The following is an 18431-nucleotide window of genomic DNA, read 5'->3' on the forward strand; positions in this document are numbered from 1 at the left end:
GGAGGGGTAGGGGAGTTGTACGGTCAGCGGGTTTTCAGGGGGGCGCCGCGCTTCGTGCTCTTCTGCCCCACCGACCGCAACGCCCCCTCCAGCGCCAGCGTCGCCGCGCCCAGGCACACCGGGTCGGTCGGGATCGGCGACAGCACGAACCGGGTCGCCGCCAGCGGCCGTTTCAGCGCGTGCCGCGCGACCGCCTCCCGCACCTCCACCAGCAACGGCTCCCCGAGCCGCGCCGCGACCCAGCTGCCGAGGACGACGACCTCGGGGTTGAGGACGTTCACGAGGTCCGCGAGGCCCGCGCCGAGGTAACGGGCCATCTCCCGCACGACCTTGACGGCCTCGGGGTCCCCCGCGGCCAGCGCCCGGCCCAGCGCGTCGATCGTCGCCGACTGGTCGCCGGGGTGCAACAGCGCGCTGTGCGGGATCGACTCCCTGATGTTCCGCATGATTCCGGGCGCGCCGACATACGTCTCCACGCAGCCGTGGTTGCCGCAGTGGCACGGCCGGCCGTCCAGCACGAGCGTGCTGTGCCCCCACTCCCCGGCGCTGCTGCTGACCCCCCGGTGCACGGCCCCGCCCAGGATCAGCCCGGCCCCCACGCCGGTGCCGAGGATGACGACGACGGCGTCCCCGTACCCGCGCGCCGCCCCGAACCACAGCTCGGCGACCGCGCAGGCGCGCAGCGGATTGTCCAAGTACAGCGGATACGCGATGTGTTCGGAGAGCAGCCCGAGCAACGGGACGTCGTGCCAGTCCCAGTTGGGCGCGTACTCGGAGATCCCGGTGGCCCGGTCGACCTGCCCCGGCATGCTCACCCCGACGCCCAGCACCCGGGCCGCGTCCACCCCGGCCTGCGCGACCACCGAACCGGTGGCGGCGGCGATGTGCGCGACCACCTCCTCCGGCCGGCTGCGGCCGGGCCTGATGTCCTCCTCGGCCCGCGCCAGCACGTTCAGCGCCAGGTCGAACAGCTCGACCCGGACGTACGTCTCCGCGATGTCGACGCCGATCAGCGCGCCGCCCTGGGCGTGCACGGCGACCAGGCCGCGCGGCCGGCCGCCGGCCGAGTCCTCGAAGCCGACCTCCGTGATCATCCCCAAGTCGAGGAGTTCACCGACCAGCGTCGCGACCGTGGCCAGGCTCAGCCCGGTCTCGGCGGCCAGCTCCTGCCGGGAGGTGGGGGAGCGGGCGATGATCTGACGCAGCACCTCGTAGCGGTTCGCGGTACGGATGTCGCGTGATGTGCGTTTCACCGGCGGGTGGCCCCCATCCCTCAGCGTCAGCCGCCGGGCGGCGTCGACCGGCGCCGCGCCAGGCTATGGCGGGCCTCCACCATTCGACAAGGGTTTCGAAAGGGGGTTGAGGAAGTCGCCGGGACCACTGGCCGGAAAGCGACCCCCGCCGGCCTCACGCACCGACGACGTCACGGACGAAAACGTTGCGGAACTTCCCCGCCGGGTCCAACTCGCGTGCCAGCGCCCCGAATTCACCGATCCGGGGATAGCGCCCGCGAAGCACCTCCGGCGCGGTCGTGAAGACCTTCCCCCAGTGCGGCCGGGCCCCGAACCCGTCGAGCGCGCTCTCCACGGCGCGCACGGCGGGCAGCGCCGCGTCCGTGTCGGCGGTCCAGGTGAAGTGCGCGGCGACCGCGTCACGGCCGTACGCCGGGGACAGCCACTGCGCGTCGGCGGCCACGGCGCGGATCTCGCAGATCTGGAGCACCGGCGCGACCGTCTCCCGGATGCCGTCCAGCGCGTGCAGCGCGGCGAGGGCGTGCTCCCGGGGAAGCAGGTACTCCGACTGGAGCTCGTCCCCGCTGCTCGGTGTGAACTCCGCCCGGAAATGCGGCAGTCGCTCGTGCCAGGGCCCCGGTACCCCTTGCTGCTCGGTGCAGTTGACGGCCGGCATCCCGGGCACCGGATGCAGCTTCTCCGTGGCGGGCGCGGCCCAGGGGAAACCGCCGTACGGCTGGTCGGTGCGCCGCTTCACCCAGACCTGGCGGAAACCCGGCGCCCGCCAGTCCGTGAAGAGACTCACGCTGTAGGCGGCGCCCGCGACGGCCTCGAAGTCCAGCCCGTCCAGCGGGAGTTCGGTGTACAGGTGCTGCTCGACCTCGTACGCCGGCTCCAGGTCCAGGGTGAGCGCGGTGACGACGCCGAGCGCGCCGAGCGAGGTCACGGCGCCCGGGAAGCGGGGGTCGTCCCGGCCGACGGCGACCGTCTCACCGTCCGCCGTCAGAATCTCCACCTCGCGGACCGCGCACGCGAGCGGGCCGTTGCCGACGCCCGAGCCGTGCGTGCCGGTCGCCACCGAGCCGGCCACCGAAATGTGCGGCAGGGACGCCATGTTGGGCAGCGCGAGGCCGAACGTGTGGATCTCGCGGGCGAGTTCGGCGTAGCGGACACCGCCGCCGACCCGGACGGTCCGGTTCGCGGTGTCGACGTCGATCACGGGCGGCAGCGCGTCCAGCGAGAGCAGGACGCCGTCGGCGCCGGGCTCCGCGACGCGGTTGAAGGAGTGGCCGCTGCCGAGCACCCGTACCTTCTCGCTCGCGGTCACCACCGCGCGCAGCGCCTCCGGCGTCGGCGGCCGGTGCACCTCCTTCGCCGCGAAGGTGATGTTGCCGGCCCAGTTGGTCACGGTCGCTGTCATGCGGGTCCTTCCAGGGTGCGGTCGCCGGAACGCACGGAATGTACCTCGCGGGGGTGACCGGCATGATCACGGGGGAGCCTGTGGGTGTGACGCCGGTTACCCGGACCCGGCCCAGCGGCACCCCGGCACCCCGTCCGCCCGCCTGGGGGCATACCGTGAGGAGTCGTACGTCCGAACCGGGAGGAGAGACGGGATGGGCAGCCGTACCGCGCTGGTCGAGGATCTGATGGAGCGGTTTCCGCACGTTCCGCGGGAAGCCGTCTTCAAAGAGGACCTGTTGCGCGGGGGAGTGGCCTTCGACCCCTCGGCGCTGAGCGACAACGAGGGCGGGGAGGTCAAGCCGAAGTCGTACTTCATCTTCTCGTTCGACCACGGCACCCTGCCCGAGCTGGGCGAGGCCGCGCTGCGCCGGCCGCCGGAGGAGATCATCCTGACCGGGGGGCCCTACGGCCTGCGGCGCACGGTCGTCTCGGTGCGGGTGAACCCCGCCTCGCCCTACCGGGTCGCCGCCGACGAGCACGGGCAGCTCGGGCTGTACCTCGACGGGAAGCGGGTCGCCGACGTCGGCGTGCCGCCGATGCCGGAGTACTACAAGCACAAGCTGTCCAACGGGAAGTCCGTCATGGAGGTCGCCCCGACCATCCAGTGGGGCTACCTGATCTACCTCACGGTCTTCCGGGTCTGCCAGTACTTCGGCGCCAAGGAGGAGTGCCAGTACTGCGACATCAACCACAACTGGCGCCAGCACAAGGCGGCGGGCCGCCCCTACACCGGCGTCAAGGACGTCGAGGAGGTCCTGGAGGCCCTGGAGATCATCGACCGGTACGACACGGCGAAGGCGTCCACCGCCTACACGCTGACCGGCGGCGCGATCACCAAGACCGTCTCCGGCCGCGACGAGGCCGACTTCTACGGCCACTACGCCAAGGCCATCGAGGAGCGCTTCCCCGGCCGCTGGATCGGCAAGGTCGTCGCCCAGGCGCTGCCCAAGGACGACGTCCAGCGGTTCAAGGACTACGGCGTGCAGATCTACCACCCCAACTACGAGGTGTGGGACGAGTACCTGTTCAAGATGTACTGCCCCGGCAAGGAGCGGTACGTCGGCCGTGACGAGTGGCACCGCCGCATCCTGGACTCCGCGGAGGTCTTCGGCGCGCGCAACGTGATCCCCAACTTCGTCGCGGGCGTCGAGATGGCCGAGCCGTTCGGCTTCAAGACGGTCGACGAGGCCATCGAGTCCACCACCGAGGGCCTGCGCTTCTTCATGTCGCACGGCATCACCCCGCGCTTCACCACGTGGTGCCCCGAGCCGACGACCCCGCTCGGCAAGGCCAACCCGGCCGGCGCGCCGCTGGAGTACCACATCCGGCTGCTCCAGGCCTACCGCCAGACGATGGAGGACTACGGCCTGTCCTCGCCGCCCGGCTACGGGGAGCCCGGCGCCGGACGCGCGGTGTTCTCGGTCAGCTCCTTCATGGACAGCCTGCCGGCCCGCGAGGAGCAGGGGGCCGCGAAGACCGTGTGACGGATGGGGCAGGGGTTTGAGTCGACCGGCGGCCGGAGCCGTATGAGAGGCAGCAGTGAAAGCCTCCCGTACGGGTCCGGCCGCTTCGCATGTCACCGACCGCCCGCACGTGTGCTGACCGCCGGTAACCGCTTCGCATACCGCGCTTGTCAGTTGTGTCGATGACGTGAAAAGCTCTGGCCCTGCCGCGAGGTTCCCCCCAACTCCACTGCCGCTATGGTGAGTTGACCTCGCATTCGAATGCAGGAGACCCATGCCCGACCTGCCGACCCCGAAGGACGCCGCGGAGGCCGCGCTGTTCTCCGAGTGCTGGGACGCCGTCCTGTCGTACGCCGACCTGTGCACGGCCGGCTCGACCGCCGCCCATCAGCTGGCCCGCGAGGCGTTCGCGCTCGGGATACGCGAGGCCCGCGCCGCCGAGGACGGCTCCCGCATCGTCGGCCGCCGCTTCGCCCGGCTGCCCCGGATTCCCCTGCTGCTGACCGCCGTGCGCATCACGGCGGCGGGCTGGGAAGCCGCGGGACAGGGCCACAAACTCGACCCCGACCTGCGCCTGTGGCTCAACTCCGACAAGGCCGCCCGCTACACCGGACCGCCGCTGAGCCGCCCCATCGCCCTGCGCGGACTGCGCGACATGCAGGAACCGGACGCCGCCCTGCTGTGGCTCGCCGAGGTGGAGGCGCTCCCGCTGCGCGCCGTCGCCCGCCGCCTCGGCCTCGACCCGCAGGACGCCGCCGAGCAACTCGGCCAGGTCCGGGGCCTGTTCAGGGACCGCTGCCACCGCAACCACCTCGACACCCCGATGGACGCGGAGTGCCGCTCCTACGTCCGCCTCCTCGACGCCGTCAGCCGCTCACCCGTGGCCGACACCCCCGAGGACCTCTCCCGCCACCTCGCGACCTGCGTCGCGTGCGCCGAGGCCGCGGCCTGCCTGCGGATGCACGGCGGCGGACTGCCCGCCGCGCTCGCCGGCGGCGTCATCGGCTGGGGCGGCCTCGCCTACCTGGAGCGCCGCCGCCGCGCCGCCGAGGTACGGCTCGGCGCCGGCCGGCCCGACGCCGACCCGGAGAGCGACGCCGCGAAGGCCGCCGCCGCCAAGGCGCGCGCCCTGCGCGGCGGGCTCCTCGTCGCCGCCGTCCTGGTGTCCGCGCTCGCCCTCGGCGTCTCCCTGATGCCGTTCGGCGGCGACGGCCGCGACGAGAACGCCTCCAGCGGCACGCCCACCGACAGCACGCCCGTCGCGGGATCGCCCGGCTTCCCGAGCCCCGCCGCGTCGGCCCCCGGGGCCCTGGACCCCGGCTCGGCCGCTCCCTCGACGACTTCCGGCGACCCGGCTTCGGACGGCCCCTCCTCCGGCGACCCTTCCGACAAGGAGCCGCAGGGCACCTCGTCGGGCACCGCGAGCACCCCGCCCGCGCCCGGCACGGGTGACGACGACAAGGCGCTGTGCACGGCCACCTACGACCTGGTCAACCAGTGGCCCGACGGCTTCCAGGCCGCGATCACCGTCACGACCGTCGAGAAGCTCACCGACTGGCACGTCTCCTGGTCCTTCCGCGACGGCCAGAAGGTCGACCAGATGTGGGACGCGAGCGTGGCCCAGATGGGTTCGCGGGTCATCGCGACCGCCGCCGACTACAACAAGGCGGTCGCCGCCGGGGGGAGGCTGTCCTTCGGCTTCCTCGCGTCCTGGGAGGGGAAGAACTCGGCGCCGTACGGGTTCACGCTGAACGGGCACTCCTGCGACTGAGGCGGTTGCTTCGGGGGCGCTTTCGCGAGCGGTGCGCGCCGGGGTGTGAGCGGGGGCGTGAGCGGGAGCGTGAGCCGGGGCGTGCCGGGGGTGTGCCGGGGGCAAATTCAGTTACCGGTCGGTATATGTGACGATACCTTCCGTAGCCCTTGAGAACTCAATCACCGGTTCCGCGCTCACCGTTCGCAGCGCAGCGAAGGACACAGGACATGACCACCCCTGTCTCCGCCCGCCTCCTCGTCGCCGACGCCGAGGAGGGCGTACGCGGGATGCTCGCCATGGCCCTGGAGTTCGCCGGATTCCGGGTGACGACCGCGGCCACCGGCCGGCAGGCCCTGGAGCTGATCGCGCGCGGAAGCCCCGACCTGGTCCTCCTCGACGTCCGCCTCCCCGACATCGACGGCTTCCAGGTCTGCCGCATCCTGCGCGCCCGCGGGATGGGCGTCCCCGTCCTCTTCCTCGCCGGCCGCGCGGGCGTCGACGACCTGGTGCGCGGACTCGACCTGGGCGGCGACGACTTCGTCGCGAAACCCTTCGAGCTGCGCGAAGTCGCCGCCCGCGTACGGGCGTTGCTGCGCCGCAGCGGGGTCGGCGAGCGGGCCGGGGCCACCCGGCTGAGCGCGGGTACGGTCGAGATGGACCTGGAGGCGCACGAAGTCCACGTCGCAGGGCGCCCGTTGGACCTCACCGGCACGGAGTTCGCCCTTCTGCGCTGCCTGTTGGAGAACCCCGGCCGGGTCGTCACGCGCGAGCAGATCCAGGAGCGGGTGTGGCATCAGCGGCCGGAGGGCGGGGGGAGCGTGGAGACGTACGTCTACTATCTGCGGCGCAAACTCGGGGATCCTGGACGGACGTTGATCAGGACGGTGCGGGGGGTGGGGTATCGGCTGTGCGCGGAGTGAGTGTGGTGTTTCATCCTCGCGCGTACAGCGCCGGGTTTTATCCCCGTGCGTACAGCGCCGCCACCTCCCCCGCGAAGTCCTCCAGCACCCGCCCCCGCCGCACCGCCCCCGTCGGCGTCAGCTGCCCCGAGGTCTCGGTCAAGTCACCGGGCAGCACGGCGAATCGCCCCACCGCGATCCCCGCCCCGTCCAGCGCCTGCCGCAGCGTCTTGCGCAACTCCCCGTCGTCCAGCAGGAGTTCGTAAGGGGTGCCGGCCCGCCCGTGCTCGCGCCGCCAGTGCGTCAGGGCCTGCGAGTCGAGGGTGAGCAGCGCGCCCGCGTACGGCCGGCCCGCGCCGACGAGGACGGCCTGGGAGATCAACGGGTGCGCGCGCAGCCGCAGTTCGGTGGCCGCCGGGTCGATACGGGTGCCGTCGGCGAGGACGAACGCGTCGCCGCGCCGCCCGGTGACGACCAGCTGACCGTCGTCCTCAAGCCGCCCCAGATCCCCGGTCGCCAGCCACTCCGCCCGCGCCGGCAGCAGCCGCCCGGAGTTCAAGTCCCAGTGCCCGTACAGGACATGGGGCCCGGAGAGCAGGATCTCCCCGTCGCCCGCGATACGTACGGCCGTCCCCGGCAGCGGGGTGCCGGCCGCGCCGAGCCGGGGTCCGGCCGGCGGGGCGAGGGTCGCGATCCCGGTGGACTCGGTGAGGCCGTACGTCTCGTGCACGGGGATGCCGGCGCCCGCGCAGAACGCGGCGAGGCCCCGGCGCAGCACCCCGCCGCCGGTGACGACGTGTCCGACCCGGCCGCCGAGTGCGCTGCGCAGCCGCCGGTACACGCCGGGGTCGTAGAAGGCGCGGGCCGCCTTCAGCGTCGTACCGGGGCCGTCGCCGGTGCCGAGGCGGCGGCGCTGTTCGGCCTCGGCGAAGCGGGCCGCGATGCGTGCCGCGCGGTCGAAGGCGGTGAGGCGTCCGGACTCCCGTTCGCGGGCGTGGGTGAAGAGGGTCTCCAGGAGGGACGGCAGGGCGAAGACGGCGGTGGGGCGGAAGCTCTCCAGGACCGGGAGCAGTTCTTCGGGCGTGAGGCCGGGCGCGTGCGCGGCGGGGACGCGGGCCCGTACGCAGGCGAGCGCCGCGACCTGCCCGAAGACGTGGGCCATCGGCGCGCAGAGCAGCACCGAAGTGTCCTTGCCCGCAGCTGACTTGAGCGCCGGGAAGAGCAGCTCGACAAGGTTGTCGATCTGTGCGAAGAAGTTGCCGTGGGTCAGCGCGCACGCCGTGGGCCGGCCGGCCGTCCCCGAGGTGTGCACCAGCGAGGCCAGCGTCCCGGGCCCGAGCATCCCGCGCCGCACCCGCACCTCCGAGTCGGCGACCCCCGCCCCGAGTTCGGCCAGCCGTTCCAGGTGCCCGCGCCCGGTCACCCACACCCTCACGTCCGCGCCGACGGCGGTGGCCTGCGGCACGGTCTCGGTCACCAGCGCCGCCGCCCCCGAGTCCCGCAGCAGCTCCCGCACCCGCCGGGGCGAGGAGGTCGGATACACCGGCACGGTCACCAACCCCGCCGCCCACGCGGCGAAGTCCAGCAGCGTCCACTCGTACGACGTCCGCGCCAGCACCGCGATCCGGTCGCCCGGCGCCAGCCCCTCCGCGATCAGCCCCTTGGCGAGCGCGGTCACCTCGTCGGCGAACGCGGCGGCCGTGACGTCCCCCCAACTCCCGTCCGCCGTACGCCGCTTGAACACCACGTCGGCCGGCGCGCGGGCCGCGTTGTCGAACGGCAGATCGGCCAGCGAGCCGTACCCCAGCACCGGCACCAGCTCCGCCACCGACACCTCGCGCACCGCCCCGCCGCCGTCCCGCACGATCCTCGGCGCCACGACCGGCGGCTCCAGACCGTCGATGTGCGTGGACGCGAGCGGGTACAGGGAGGACACGGGCGGCTCCGGGGGCGGGTGAAGCGGAGGGAAACGGGGGAAGGGGATCGTACGGGCGCGGTGTGGGGAACTCGTGTGGTTACTCGGGGTATTGGGGGGTGACCGACGCGTCACTTCCATCGGCCGCCGAAACTCCGAGGCGGCTTTGAGGTGGCTTTGATGCGACTCCGATAAACGGGTTCGGCGGGGTGCGCGAAAAGGGGAGAAGCGGGCGCGGAAAAAACCGGTGGAGAACTTTTTCCCGCTCGCTCTACCCTGAGCACGTTCCGTACCGGCGACGAAGGAAACAGGAGGTGGGCCCCGATGACTGTCTCTGTGACGGGTGTGTCCCGCGGCCATCAGGACGTTTGTTCCACCTCTGCGGTCCCCGGCTGACCGAACAGCATCGCCCGCCGTCGCGCGGGTGCCCGGGGCCGCCCTTGTGAAGGGTTTCCCTTGAGTTTCTCGTTCTCCGAAAAGTCTTCCGCCGCCGAGAAGGCTTCCTTCTCCGAGGCGCCCTCCGCCGCCGAGAAGGCTTCGTTCCTTGAGGCGCCCGCCGCCTCCGCGCACCCCCTCGCCCCCTACGGCTGGGACGCCGGCTGGGAAGAGGCCTTCGCGGCGCACGGCCGTGCCGGGCTGCTGCTCGGGCGGGTGCTCCGCGTCGACCGGGGGCAGTGCGACGTCGTCACGGCCGCCGGAGTCGTCCGCGCGGACACCGAGTTCGTCGTGCCCCGCGACCCCATGAAGGTCGTGTGCACCGGCGACTGGGCCGCCGTCGACCCCGAGGGCAGCGACCCCCGCTACGTACGCGCCCTGCTCCCGCGCCGCACCGCGTTCGTACGGTCCACCTCCTCCAAGCGCTCCGAGGGCCAGGTCCTCGCCGCCAACGTCGACCATGCCGTCGTCGCCGTCCCCCTCACGGGTGAACTCGACCTCGGCCGCGTCGAACGCTTCCTCGCGCTGGCCTGGGAGTCCGGGGCGCAACCCGTCGTCGTCCTCACCAAGGCCGACCTCGTGCCCGACCCGGTGACCCTCGCCCACCTCGTGCGCGACGTCGAGGCCGGGGCGCCCGGCGTGCCCGTCCTCGCGCTCAGCGCGCACACCGGCGAGGGCGTGGACACGCTCACCGCGCTGCTCCGCGACGGCACCTCCGTGCTGCTCGGCGGCTCCGGCGCGGGCAAGTCGACGCTGGCCAACTCCCTTGCGGGCGCCGACCTGATGGAGGTCCAGGCCGTGCGTGACGTCGACGGCAAGGGCCGGCACACCACGACCACCCGCAACCTCCTCACCCTCCCCGCCGGCGGCGTCCTCATCGACACCCCGGGCCTGCGCGGCGTCGGCCTCTGGGACGCGGGCGACGGGGTCGGGCAGGTCTTCGCCGAGATCGAGGAACTGGCCCGCGACTGCCGCTTCCACGACTGCGCGCACACCGCCGAACCCGGCTGCGCCGTCATCGCCGCCGTCGACGCCGGACAGCTCCCGCAGCGCCGCCTGGAGAGCTTCCGCAAGCTGGTCCGCGAGAACCAGTGGATCGTCGCCAAGACCGACGCCCGGGCGCGCGCCGAGATCCGCCGCGAGTGGAAGGTGAAGAACACCGCGGGGCGCGCAGCGGCCGCCGCCAAGCGGGGGTGGCGGCACGAGTGAGGGGCGCTTAAGGCATGGGTGAGGGGCGCTGAAGGGGTGCCGTGGCCGAGCGTCTGACGTGAACCCGCCGCACCCCTCCCGGCGCACACCCCCTCCCCATGCAACCCCATGTCCGATTCCCGCCAGCCCCCGCCCGCACCACCGCCCACACTGGACGGTGTGATGGACGAGGACACCAGGTACGAGGCCGTACGCAGCAGGGACGCCCGGTTCGACGGCGTGTTCTTCTTCGCCGTCGAGACGACCGGCATCTACTGCCGCCCCAGCTGCCCGGCCGTACCTCCCAAACGCGGCAACACCCGCTTCTTCCGCACGGCCGCCGCCGCGCAGGGCTCGGGGTTCAGAGCCTGCCGGCGGTGCCGCCCGGACACCGTGCCGGGCTCCGCCGAGTGGGACAACCGCGCGGACGTCGTCGGCCGCGCCATGCGGCTCATCGGCGACGGCGTCGTCGACCGCGAAGGCGTCGCCGGACTCGCCGTACGCCTCGGCTACAGCGCCCGCCAGCTCCAGCGGCAGCTCACCGCCGAACTCGGCGCCGGACCGATCGCCCTGGCCCGCGCCCAGCGCGCCCACACCGCGCGCGTGCTGCTGCGCACCACCGCGCTGCCGGTCACCGAGGTCGCGTTCGCGGCCGGGTTTCCGGAGGCGCGTGAACGACAGTTCTATCATGTCCAACGTGTCCGGGTCGGTCCGTTTCCCAGGAAAGATGCCGTGCGCGCAAGCCTGTTCCTGCCCCCTGATGTGCGTAGCGTGGACGTTACAAACCCAGCGGGATTGACGGGAGTCATCATGCCTAAGAACGTCCGCCGGCTTCCGTGGACCGGACCGAACGGCGAGCCGGAGTACGCGGAACCCGGAGAGGTGGATAACTTCGCCGACCGGGAAGAAGTTCACATGATCAACACGGCGCGCAATGATGCCCGGTACGCGTTGGCCATGGTCGACCGCCCGGACGTTTCACAAGATGATCTCCGCAAGATTGTGCGCAGCTTGGTTGACCACGTGGTGTGTGTTGCGCGAGTGGCAGACTTGCGTGAAGAGCGCTTGAAGGACCCTTCTTACGGTCCGGCGGTTCGAGCTATTGAAGGGGCGTTGCGAAAGGCGCTCCCGACTCGTTGATACAAGGAAGCCCCGCCCATGCGCCACGGGGGCGACGCACGGACGGGGCTGATCTTGCACCCCGCTCTTAGTGCTTACGGGGGTGGGTCTGGGACCGGGTGGCGGCGTTGCGCCACCACCACAGCCCCTTGCAGACGGGCGCTGAGAGGTTGAAGAAGGCCCCGCACTGGGCACACCAGGGCAACCCGTTCTCCGGGTCCGTGGGGCTCTGGGCGGAACAGCGGGGGCACTTCTCCATGGCTTCTACCTCAGGCGCTCAGGTCGAACTCTCCGGCTTTCACGGCGTTCGTGAGGGTGACCCACGAGTCTGCCGTCATGGTGACGATGGTGTCGGGATGCGCGGTGTCCCGCAACGCCACGACGCCGGGAACATTGGTCGCCACCTCCGGGCAGTTGCCCACCTTCTTGTCACGGCAGGCGGCCGTACTGACGAAGTCAAATTCCGGGATCGTGCTCATGGATGGCTATCCCTTCCTTGTCCCGCTGCGGAGATGCGGTCCCCGCGCCGTCTTGCCATCCGTCCCGTTGATATCGGAACGGAAGTTCCGTGAGAGGCCCCGCCCGCGCGGCCCAGCTATGTCGGTTCCTGGAAGTAATGAGAGAACAGCCGCCGTGCTTCTCGCTCCGCTTCCCTTTCGCCGGGGGTGAAGATCTCCCAAGAGTGCTCACGCGGGTGGTCTTTAAGCAGGAAGCACACTTGCCGGCGCGCCGGGTCGGGGTCGTCCGACTCCACCTCGCACGCCGGGCCCACGTAGTACCCGATCGGTCCGCCGGTCGGCCAGCGCACCCACCGATGCAATTCCAGCGCCAGATCAGTCACCCATGCGTAGTGGTCGCCGTCGTGCCACGCCGCCAGCTCGCAGACGGTGAAGCCTTCATGCAGCGGGGGGACTTCGGGCATGGCCGCCCAACATATCCGCATCTTCACAGGTTTTTCCTTTGAAGGGAGAAAGGCCCCGTCCGCCCCGCCTCGGGGGAATGACGCAGCGGACGGGGTCGTCTATGGGGGTTAGCGGCACACCTTGCAGTTCGCCAGGTGTCGGCTGATTGATACTGCTCGCCGTCGGCTCAGGGTTGCCTCCGCGTCGGGACCCAGTTCGATGATTCGGCTGGCCGCATTCATCTTCGTGAGTTTGTAAGCCGCCTGATCCCACCTGGTAGAGAGTCTCTGGAACCGGGGGCAGCGGAAAGGCTTCACGGAGCACCGCCCGCCAGCACGCGCGCCGCCAACAGGACGACGGCGACGACCAGGCACCCGTAACCGAAGCCGATCAACAATCCACGTAACAGCCTCATACGAGCTCCAGCTCCGACGGGTCTGCTTCCCACTCGATCGGGCTGCCAGCCGGTCTGACGAACGCCGTCGTCGTCCTGTGGCGGTACCCGGGGAACGGTCCCCAGAAATTCCAGAGGTCGTCCCACGTCTCGATCACATCCACGAGGACACCCGTGCGCCGGCCGTCCGTGACCGTCTGGCCGATGTGCTCATCGGTCACCATCGAACGCCTCCAGACAGCAGTCAACGCACCCTTTGCCCTTGTGGGGGCACGGGGGCACCGGAGCCGGCGGGAGTTCGAGTTTCCCCGTCACGGGGTCGACGACGCCGCCGTACTCCAGCTTCCAAGCGTCCAGCGACCGGGCCTGTAGGGGCTTCTCGGAGCCGTCGAGGAGCTGGACCAGCACGGGCTCAGCCAGGATGCGCACGCGGACGCCGAAGGGCTTCTTCACGCCGCCCCCACGTGCGCCAGGGTCCGGTGCCGCTTCCACAGAACGGCGACGTCGCTGGCGGCGGACGGGTCGTACCTCGGGTTAGGCTCCCCGATCGTCGTGCGCTTGGCCATACGCGTGCTCCACGAGATCACGTGGCGCTCACATACCTTGCAGCTGTCGATCACCGTCGGCGTCGTGAACTCGCCGGTGGGGTAGGGCTGTTGGGGTCGGGCGCTTGTACTGTTGCCCATCGTCGTCAACCTCCTATCGGGTTGCTGGCCATGCCCCCGGACGTTCCCGCGTCGCGGGGGTTCTCCGTGTTGGCGGTCCCACAGGGCCGTGATGTGGGGTGCCGCTGCGACGGGTGGTCAGTTCTCGCTCTAGGCAACTGTCTTGCTACGCGGAGCGGTACCGTTGTGGTGGGAGGCATTTTTAAGAGCTTTAAGTGCCCGACCCGCCGGACGAACCGATACAGGTGACGACGTTGCAACCAAACGTAGGACTAGAGCGGCTGTACCGTGAGACTGGCTGGACGCTGCGCCAGTTCGCCCAAGAGGTAAACCGCGTCGGGACCGAACGCGGGACACCCACTAAGTACCGGGAACCATCGGTGCATCAGTGGCTCAAGGGCCACATGCCCAGGGAGGCCACGCAACCGCTGATCCTGGAAGCTTTGTCCCGCAGGCTCCGCCGGCCGATCACATACAGCGACGCGGGGTGGACTTCACCGCTGGTGCAGTCGAACGGCCGTCCAAGTACTGTCGAAGGGCTGGTTGACCTAGGGAAAGCAGACATGGACCCGTCACGCCGTAGCGTGATAGGGGCTGGTCTATTTTCCGCTGCGCTTGCTGTCCCTAATTGGCGAGATATCGTGGGGCGCATGGAGGCTGTCCAGACCGGAAAAGCACAGCGAATCGGTATGCCGGAAGTCGACTCTGTTGCCGCCATGACCGACCGGCTGTCAGACTTGGATGATGAATTTGGAGGCCGCTATGCGCGCCCTATGGCTGCTGCTTTCTTAGTCAACATTGTTGCCCCATACTTGAAGGCGGAAGCGTCAAGCGAAGTGCGCAGAGAAATGATTTCTTCTGCGTCGTTCTTGTGTTACCTCACCGGCTGGATGGCCGTAGATGAGGGGCTGCACGGTACCGCTCAGCAGTACTACGTAAAGGGTCTAGAACTTGCTGGCGCAAGTGACGATCACTTGACTTACTGTCATATCCTTCGGGGTATGTCAGTTCAGTCTGTCGATTTGGGACATGGGCCGACAGCAGTGAAGTGGGCTGACGCCGCAAGTGAGGCTTCTCCCACAGCGGCCCCCAGGATGAAAGCCTTCATGGCAGGACAGCAGGCGCACGCTTACGCGCTTGCCGGCGACCGAAACGGTGCGTTTAAAAGGCTTCGGGAAACAGAAAGCGCTATGAGTAAGGCTGAAAGTCGTCACCAAACATTCGGTGGGTACAGTTCGGCCACGCTGGAGTATCACACGGCGCAAGTCAGGTATGCACTGGGAGATGTATCGGGCAGTGTGGACCATCTTGAGCTTCATTTCCGTTTGCGTGATCCGGCTAACGAATCGACGCGAAGCGGGCTGCGATTTGCGTCAATGCTCGCTGAGCGGCAACTGATGCTAGGGCATTTGGATGAAGCTTGCGTCACTTGGGGAAAAGTGGTGGACGGCTACCCTGCCATTCAGTCCGGACAGGTAGATACACACATTGCGGATATGTTCAGGCTCCTTCGTCCGCACCTTAGAAATCACGGAGCGCGGGATCTCTACGACCGTGCGCGGCTAGTCGCCCCTCGCGCCCTCACCGCCTAAAACGCGGAAAGCCCCGTACGAAGCCTCATTGGGCTTCGTACGGGGTGCGTCTCCTACTTGCAGAAGGTTTCCTTGACCGCCGCTACGATCTGCGCGCCCTGGTCGTCGGTGAGCTGGCCGGCCGTGCCGCCGCTGTACCGGGCGTTGGCGTTCTTGGCCATGGTCGCTGCGTCCTTGCCGTCTTGGACGTCGTTGCAGACGCTTCGGGCACGGCTGACGGCCCGCTCTTCCTTGAGGACGAGTTCCGGCTTGATGGCCCGGAGCTTGTCCAAGAGCGCGGTCGTCTGCGCGGCGTCGGGTGAGGGCACGGAAGTTGTCGGTCCCGGTGCGGCCGGCGCGGAGCTGGACGGCGTGCTGTCTGCCTTCGTGCTGCCGTCGTTTCCTCCGCAACCCGCGAGTCCCAGCACGGCGAAGGCCGTGACGGAGACGAAGGCGGACGTGGTGAAGCGGCTACGCATGGTTCCCCCCATGTGTTTGCAATGTATAGGAAAAGTGAGGGTAACTCATGGGTATGACAGAGCCCCCGTCGGCGCCGGCTTCCCAGCGGTCACGGGGGCTCAAGGCGGGGCTACACGTCGGTGCGGTCCACCCAGTTGGGAATGTCCGGCCGCTCCCCGACCGTCACGGCGTATTCCAGAACGGCCGTGAGCTTCCGGGCTTCTTCGTACTCGCCCTGGTCTTCTACCTTGTTGATCAAGAGGTCAAGGGCAGGGAACGTGTCTTCACTGATGCTTCCCGTCTCGAACAGCCGGCTGATCGCCCCGCCGTCCTGATGGGCCCGTAAGACCGTCCGAACCCTGTTGTCTGTCGTCTCAGCCATGGGCTCAGTGTAAGGGGGCGATCACATTCGGCACATGCGAAAAGCCCCGTACCAGCCGCCGGTGAGGCAGTCGGTACGGGGCTTCGGTCAGATGGTCAGAGCCGCGTCCAGTTCCTTGTACTTGCGGCGGACCGTGGCCGGGTGGCGTCCGGCAGCAGCGGCGACCTGTACGGGGTCGACGTGGTGGCGCCACCCCTTCTCAATGATCTCGTCGGCTTCCTTGTTGTTCAGTCGCTCCGGCTCGTGCTCCGGCTGCGGAAGCTCTTCCTGCGTCGGCTCCGGCTCCAGCTCCGGGCTGTCTGCCGAGGAGACGGCGGGCATGGGTGCAGGGGGCGTTCCGGCTTCGGTCAAAGGCATCGGCTTGGGCTCGTTCAGCGCTGCTGCCTCAGCTTCCGCGAGCGCCGCCATGTAGACCGGGCCGACTTCGGCGAGCAGCATGACCAGCGCGGGGGCGATCAGGTGGACGGCGACGCCGACCGGATCCCGCCGCTCGATGCTGAGCCATACGTTCAGGAAGACGGAGGACAGACCGGTTGCCCAGCGGAACGCGGTTGCCCACGACCCCAGTTGTACGACTCCGTGCTTCGCGAGCGTGCTTTCTGCGCTGAGCGCCATGATGAACGCGGCGTCGACAATCAGGCCCAGGACCCAGCCGGACCATGCCCATTCGCTGTGTCTGCCGACGAATGGTGTCGTCGTCATGAGCGAGTAGAAGACCAGGCCGGTGATCAAGAACCACTGTCCGCCTACGAGTACGCGGCGGGTCCGCTGGATCGCTTTCGTGTCCAACTCCAAAGCCCCTTCGGTGAGTTCAGGTATCTCCGAAGACCGGTAAGGGAGTCGGTGACTAGGGGCCCGCGTCGGCCAGGGGTTCGGCCCACGCGTCGGTGTCTTCGTAGAGCGCCGGCGTGTCGGGTACGTCATCGGGGATTTCGTCCATGTTCCCGTTCGAAGGAGACGGGAGCCCTTCGCTGCCGGTCGGGTCCGGGAAGGGCATGTAGATGCTCGGAATCTCGATGCCGGTAAGGACGTTGGCGATGTCGTCCAGTACCTTGCCGTCCCCGCCTGCGTCCGTGAGGGGGCCCTTCGACCCGGGTTCGGGCGTCGTGGCTTGCGGTCCGCTTGGCTGAGTGGCGGTCGGGTTCGGAGCGGCGTGTTTGGGCGTCGTGGATGTCGCCGGCGCCGTCTCGGGGGTGCTGGCCGGCTTCCTGTGCTTTCCGGTGCCCGGGGTCGGTGGAGCCTGTTCGGGCGCCGGGCTGGACGTGGCGTCGTTGTGGGGCTCCGTCGGCGGAGTTGTGGTGTCCGGGGCGGTCACGGTGGGTGTTGTCGGCGTGGGTGCCGTGGCAGGGCTGTGGCTGAACTTCAGGGAGCCAAGTCCGAAGGCAGCAGCGGCAGTTGCCACAAGTGATGTCGGAAAGATAAGTCTGCTGTGCATTGTTGCTTGATGATCCTTTTTTGCGTTCCGCCGTCCGGACACCTTAGGCGGCAATATTTGCTAGCGCTACTTCTTCTTGATGTTCAGCCCCGAAGCCGTAGTTGTCGGGGTGCACCCATTCGCACGCGGTGAACAGGTCTCCGTGCTGGACGAACTGACACGTCTCACCCGACCGTGCCCACTCGACTTGAGTGACGAGAATTCCCGTGTCTTTGCGGCGACCGATGATCCGAAAGCCGTCGTGCGCGGGTGCCTTCGCCGCACTCATGATGCGCGCCACGAGCCGGCCGTGGGCGCCCAGTACGGCGTGCAGCTCCGAGCATGCCTTGACCAGTTCCTCGGTCATGCTCGTTCCCAGAAGGGAACAGGGAATCCATGTGCGGAGAGGGGTGGCGGGTACCCAGACGGTGAGCGCGAGCGTGAACGGTGCGGTGTGCAAATTGAACCCCCGATAGGCGGATCGGCCATTCCATGATGCGTTTTCGGCCGATCACGATCCGTCATGCGTAAGACTCAGGTAAGACCCCTCCCTGAGTCGTACAACCTTGTGAACGTCCCATGCGTCAGGTGTGAACGTTGCAGGTCACAGGCGTGTTCGAACGTCCGTGCGAGTCTGTAACCCTACTCCCTGCGTCTGGCATATGCCAGAGGGTAAGGAAATCTCAATGTTGTTTAGCGCAACAAAAAGAAACCCCTCTCTACTTTGCCAAGTGGAGAGGGGTTGCCTTGTGCTGCCGTTATCGGGGGTTGCTGGCGCAGATCAGATCGACTTCACTCCGGTGCCACCTCATGCCGCGAGGCGCCTTGCCTTCCTCAGTAGGGCCCGGAGCGTCTCGTTGTCGGCGGCGCCCACGTTCTCAACGAGGGGTTCCCCGTACGGGTCTGTGTCACCGTAGATCCGGATCGTCGGAACCGCTGTGACGCCGTTGGCGCGGGCGTCGTACGACGTGGCATCCACGTACTCAGGCTCAGCGTCTGCCGCCCAGCACAGCGGATCGAATCGACGGTACGTGTCGACCGTGGCGGCACTTCCCTGAAGGCCGATCAGGACGGGCAGGATCACGGCGCGATCAACTTCCTTTCTCCGCAAGCGGGTTTCTCGTCGCACCCGGTCAGCGCAAGGCCGGCGAGTACGGCGAACCCCGACGTGGTGGCGAG

Annotated in this window: 19 protein-coding genes and 1 pseudogene; 6 read left to right on the plus strand and 14 right to left on the minus strand. The window is 69.1% G+C overall.

The genetic code is table 11. From position 1 onward, the window contains the following. Nucleotides 1–23 precede the first annotated feature (23 nt). Both ACYUD3_RS01900 and ACYUD3_RS01905 read right to left on the minus strand, forming a co-directional pair. On the minus strand, nt 24–1253 hold the full coding sequence (locus ACYUD3_RS01900) for an ROK family transcriptional regulator (protein ID WP_470962416.1): 1230 nt from the start codon (nt 1251–1253) through the stop codon (nt 24–26). 154 nt (nt 1254–1407) lie between these two features. Continuing rightward, a complete protein-coding gene (locus tag ACYUD3_RS01905) occupies nt 1408–2652 on the minus strand; it encodes an FAD-binding protein (protein ID WP_470962419.1) in 1245 nt (414 codons plus the stop codon). Between the two features lie 193 nt (nt 2653–2845). On the opposite strand from ACYUD3_RS01905, the gene ACYUD3_RS01910 reads away from it, so the two are divergent. The 3 genes from ACYUD3_RS01910 to ACYUD3_RS01920 all read left to right on the plus strand — a co-directional run bounded on the left by ACYUD3_RS01910 (nt 2846) and on the right by ACYUD3_RS01920 (nt 6829). Then, nucleotides 2846–4177, plus strand: a complete 1332-nt coding sequence (locus ACYUD3_RS01910) for a radical SAM protein (protein ID WP_470962422.1) — start codon at nt 2846–2848, stop codon at nt 4175–4177. 253 nt (nt 4178–4430) lie between these two features. Next, nucleotides 4431–5927, plus strand: a complete 1497-nt coding sequence (locus ACYUD3_RS01915; protein WP_470962425.1) for a cellulose binding domain-containing protein — start codon at nt 4431–4433, stop codon at nt 5925–5927. 209 nt (nt 5928–6136) lie between these two features. After that, nucleotides 6137–6829: a response regulator transcription factor gene (locus ACYUD3_RS01920; RefSeq protein ID WP_470962428.1), complete on the plus strand. Its 693-nt coding sequence runs from the start codon at nt 6137–6139 to the stop codon at nt 6827–6829. A gap of 37 nt (nt 6830–6866) precedes the next feature. Here ACYUD3_RS01920 and ACYUD3_RS01925 read toward each other — a convergent pair whose 3' ends face one another. Next, entirely contained in the window at nt 6867–8744 is a 1878-nt protein-coding gene (locus ACYUD3_RS01925; RefSeq protein ID WP_470962431.1) for an AMP-dependent synthetase/ligase, read from the minus strand. 435 nt (nt 8745–9179) lie between these two features. On the opposite strand from ACYUD3_RS01925, the gene rsgA reads away from it, so the two are divergent. Together rsgA and ACYUD3_RS01935 are read left to right on the plus strand one after the other, a co-directional pair. Further along, a complete protein-coding gene (gene rsgA / locus ACYUD3_RS01930) occupies nt 9180–10367 on the plus strand; it encodes a ribosome small subunit-dependent GTPase A (RefSeq protein ID WP_470962434.1) in 1188 nt (395 codons plus the stop codon). Nucleotides 10368–10529: 162 nt separating this feature from the next. Further along, nucleotides 10530–11021 (plus strand): annotated as a pseudogene (locus ACYUD3_RS01935) (bifunctional transcriptional activator/DNA repair enzyme AdaA); the annotation flags it as partial. A gap of 713 nt (nt 11022–11734) precedes the next feature. Here the strand turns inward: ACYUD3_RS01935 and ACYUD3_RS01940 are convergent. The 5 genes from ACYUD3_RS01940 to ACYUD3_RS01960 form a co-directional block, all read right to left on the minus strand. Then, entirely contained in the window at nt 11735–11944 is a 210-nt protein-coding gene (locus tag ACYUD3_RS01940; RefSeq protein WP_470962437.1) for a DUF397 domain-containing protein, read from the minus strand. Nucleotides 11945–12060: 116 nt separating this feature from the next. Next, a complete protein-coding gene (locus ACYUD3_RS01945; protein WP_470962439.1) occupies nt 12061–12414 on the minus strand; it encodes a hypothetical protein in 354 nt (117 codons plus the stop codon). A 364-nt stretch (nt 12415–12778) separates the two neighbouring features. Continuing rightward, nucleotides 12779–12985, minus strand: coding sequence for a hypothetical protein (locus tag ACYUD3_RS01950; RefSeq protein WP_470962442.1), 207 nt, complete (start codon nt 12983–12985; stop codon nt 12779–12781). Continuing rightward, nucleotides 12972–13214: a hypothetical protein gene (locus ACYUD3_RS01955; protein WP_470962445.1), complete on the minus strand. Its 243-nt coding sequence runs from the start codon at nt 13212–13214 to the stop codon at nt 12972–12974. The genes ACYUD3_RS01950 and ACYUD3_RS01955 overlap by 14 nt, the downstream gene beginning before the upstream one ends. Next, entirely contained in the window at nt 13211–13447 is a 237-nt protein-coding gene (locus ACYUD3_RS01960; protein WP_470962448.1) for a hypothetical protein, read from the minus strand. Before ACYUD3_RS01960 ends, ACYUD3_RS01955 begins: the two co-directional genes overlap by 4 nt. A 224-nt stretch (nt 13448–13671) precedes the next feature. Between ACYUD3_RS01960 and ACYUD3_RS01965 the strand changes: the two genes are divergently transcribed. Continuing rightward, nucleotides 13672–15018: a tetratricopeptide repeat protein gene (locus ACYUD3_RS01965; RefSeq protein WP_470963884.1), complete on the plus strand. Its 1347-nt coding sequence runs from the start codon at nt 13672–13674 to the stop codon at nt 15016–15018. Nucleotides 15019–15071: 53 nt separating this feature from the next. Here the strand turns inward: ACYUD3_RS01965 and ACYUD3_RS01970 are convergent, their stop codons facing one another. The 6 genes from ACYUD3_RS01970 to ACYUD3_RS01995 all read right to left on the minus strand — a co-directional run bounded on the left by ACYUD3_RS01970 (nt 15072) and on the right by ACYUD3_RS01995 (nt 18336). Further along, on the minus strand, nt 15072–15476 hold the full coding sequence (locus tag ACYUD3_RS01970; RefSeq protein ID WP_470962451.1) for a DUF732 domain-containing protein: 405 nt from the start codon (nt 15474–15476) through the stop codon (nt 15072–15074). Between the two features lie 110 nt (nt 15477–15586). Then, nucleotides 15587–15838, minus strand: coding sequence for a hypothetical protein (locus ACYUD3_RS01975; RefSeq protein ID WP_470962454.1), 252 nt, complete (start codon nt 15836–15838; stop codon nt 15587–15589). Between the two features lie 87 nt (nt 15839–15925). After that, on the minus strand, nt 15926–16627 hold the full coding sequence (locus tag ACYUD3_RS01980; RefSeq protein WP_470962457.1) for a hypothetical protein: 702 nt from the start codon (nt 16625–16627) through the stop codon (nt 15926–15928). Nucleotides 16628–16685: 58 nt separating this feature from the next. After that, complete coding sequence (locus ACYUD3_RS01985; RefSeq protein WP_470962460.1) at nt 16686–17153, minus strand: hypothetical protein; 468 nt, start codon at nt 17151–17153, stop codon at nt 16686–16688. Nucleotides 17154–17316: 163 nt separating this feature from the next. After that, a complete protein-coding gene (locus tag ACYUD3_RS01990; RefSeq protein ID WP_470962462.1) occupies nt 17317–17619 on the minus strand; it encodes a hypothetical protein in 303 nt (100 codons plus the stop codon). A 441-nt stretch (nt 17620–18060) separates the two neighbouring features. Continuing rightward, the gene (locus tag ACYUD3_RS01995) at nt 18061–18336 is read right to left on the minus strand and encodes a hypothetical protein (protein WP_470962465.1); all 276 of its coding nucleotides are present in this window, start codon (nt 18334–18336) and stop codon (nt 18061–18063) included. Nucleotides 18337–18431: the final 95 nt, after the last annotated feature.

This window comes from Streptomyces sp. AMJ-169 (assembly GCF_055597585.1).

Coding starts and splice junctions, on each gene's coding strand:
- ACYUD3_RS01905 (WP_470962419.1), bottom strand. CDS start 2,652: ATGACAGCGACCGTGACCAACTGGGCCGGCAACATCACCTTCGCGGCG.
- ACYUD3_RS01910 (WP_470962422.1), top strand. CDS start 2,846: ATGGGCAGCCGTACCGCGCTGGTCGAGGATCTGATGGAGCGGTTTCCG.
- ACYUD3_RS01915 (WP_470962425.1), top strand. CDS start 4,431: ATGCCCGACCTGCCGACCCCGAAGGACGCCGCGGAGGCCGCGCTGTTC.
- ACYUD3_RS01920 (WP_470962428.1), top strand. CDS start 6,137: ATGACCACCCCTGTCTCCGCCCGCCTCCTCGTCGCCGACGCCGAGGAG.
- ACYUD3_RS01940 (WP_470962437.1), bottom strand. CDS start 11,944: ATGAGCACGATCCCGGAATTTGACTTCGTCAGTACGGCCGCCTGCCGT.
- ACYUD3_RS01950 (WP_470962442.1), bottom strand. CDS start 12,985: ATGGTGACCGATGAGCACATCGGCCAGACGGTCACGGACGGCCGGCGC.
- ACYUD3_RS01960 (WP_470962448.1), bottom strand. CDS start 13,447: ATGGGCAACAGTACAAGCGCCCGACCCCAACAGCCCTACCCCACCGGC.
- ACYUD3_RS01970 (WP_470962451.1), bottom strand. CDS start 15,476: ATGCGTAGCCGCTTCACCACGTCCGCCTTCGTCTCCGTCACGGCCTTC.
- ACYUD3_RS01975 (WP_470962454.1), bottom strand. CDS start 15,838: ATGGCTGAGACGACAGACAACAGGGTTCGGACGGTCTTACGGGCCCAT.
- ACYUD3_RS01990 (WP_470962462.1), bottom strand. CDS start 17,619: ATGACCGAGGAACTGGTCAAGGCATGCTCGGAGCTGCACGCCGTACTG.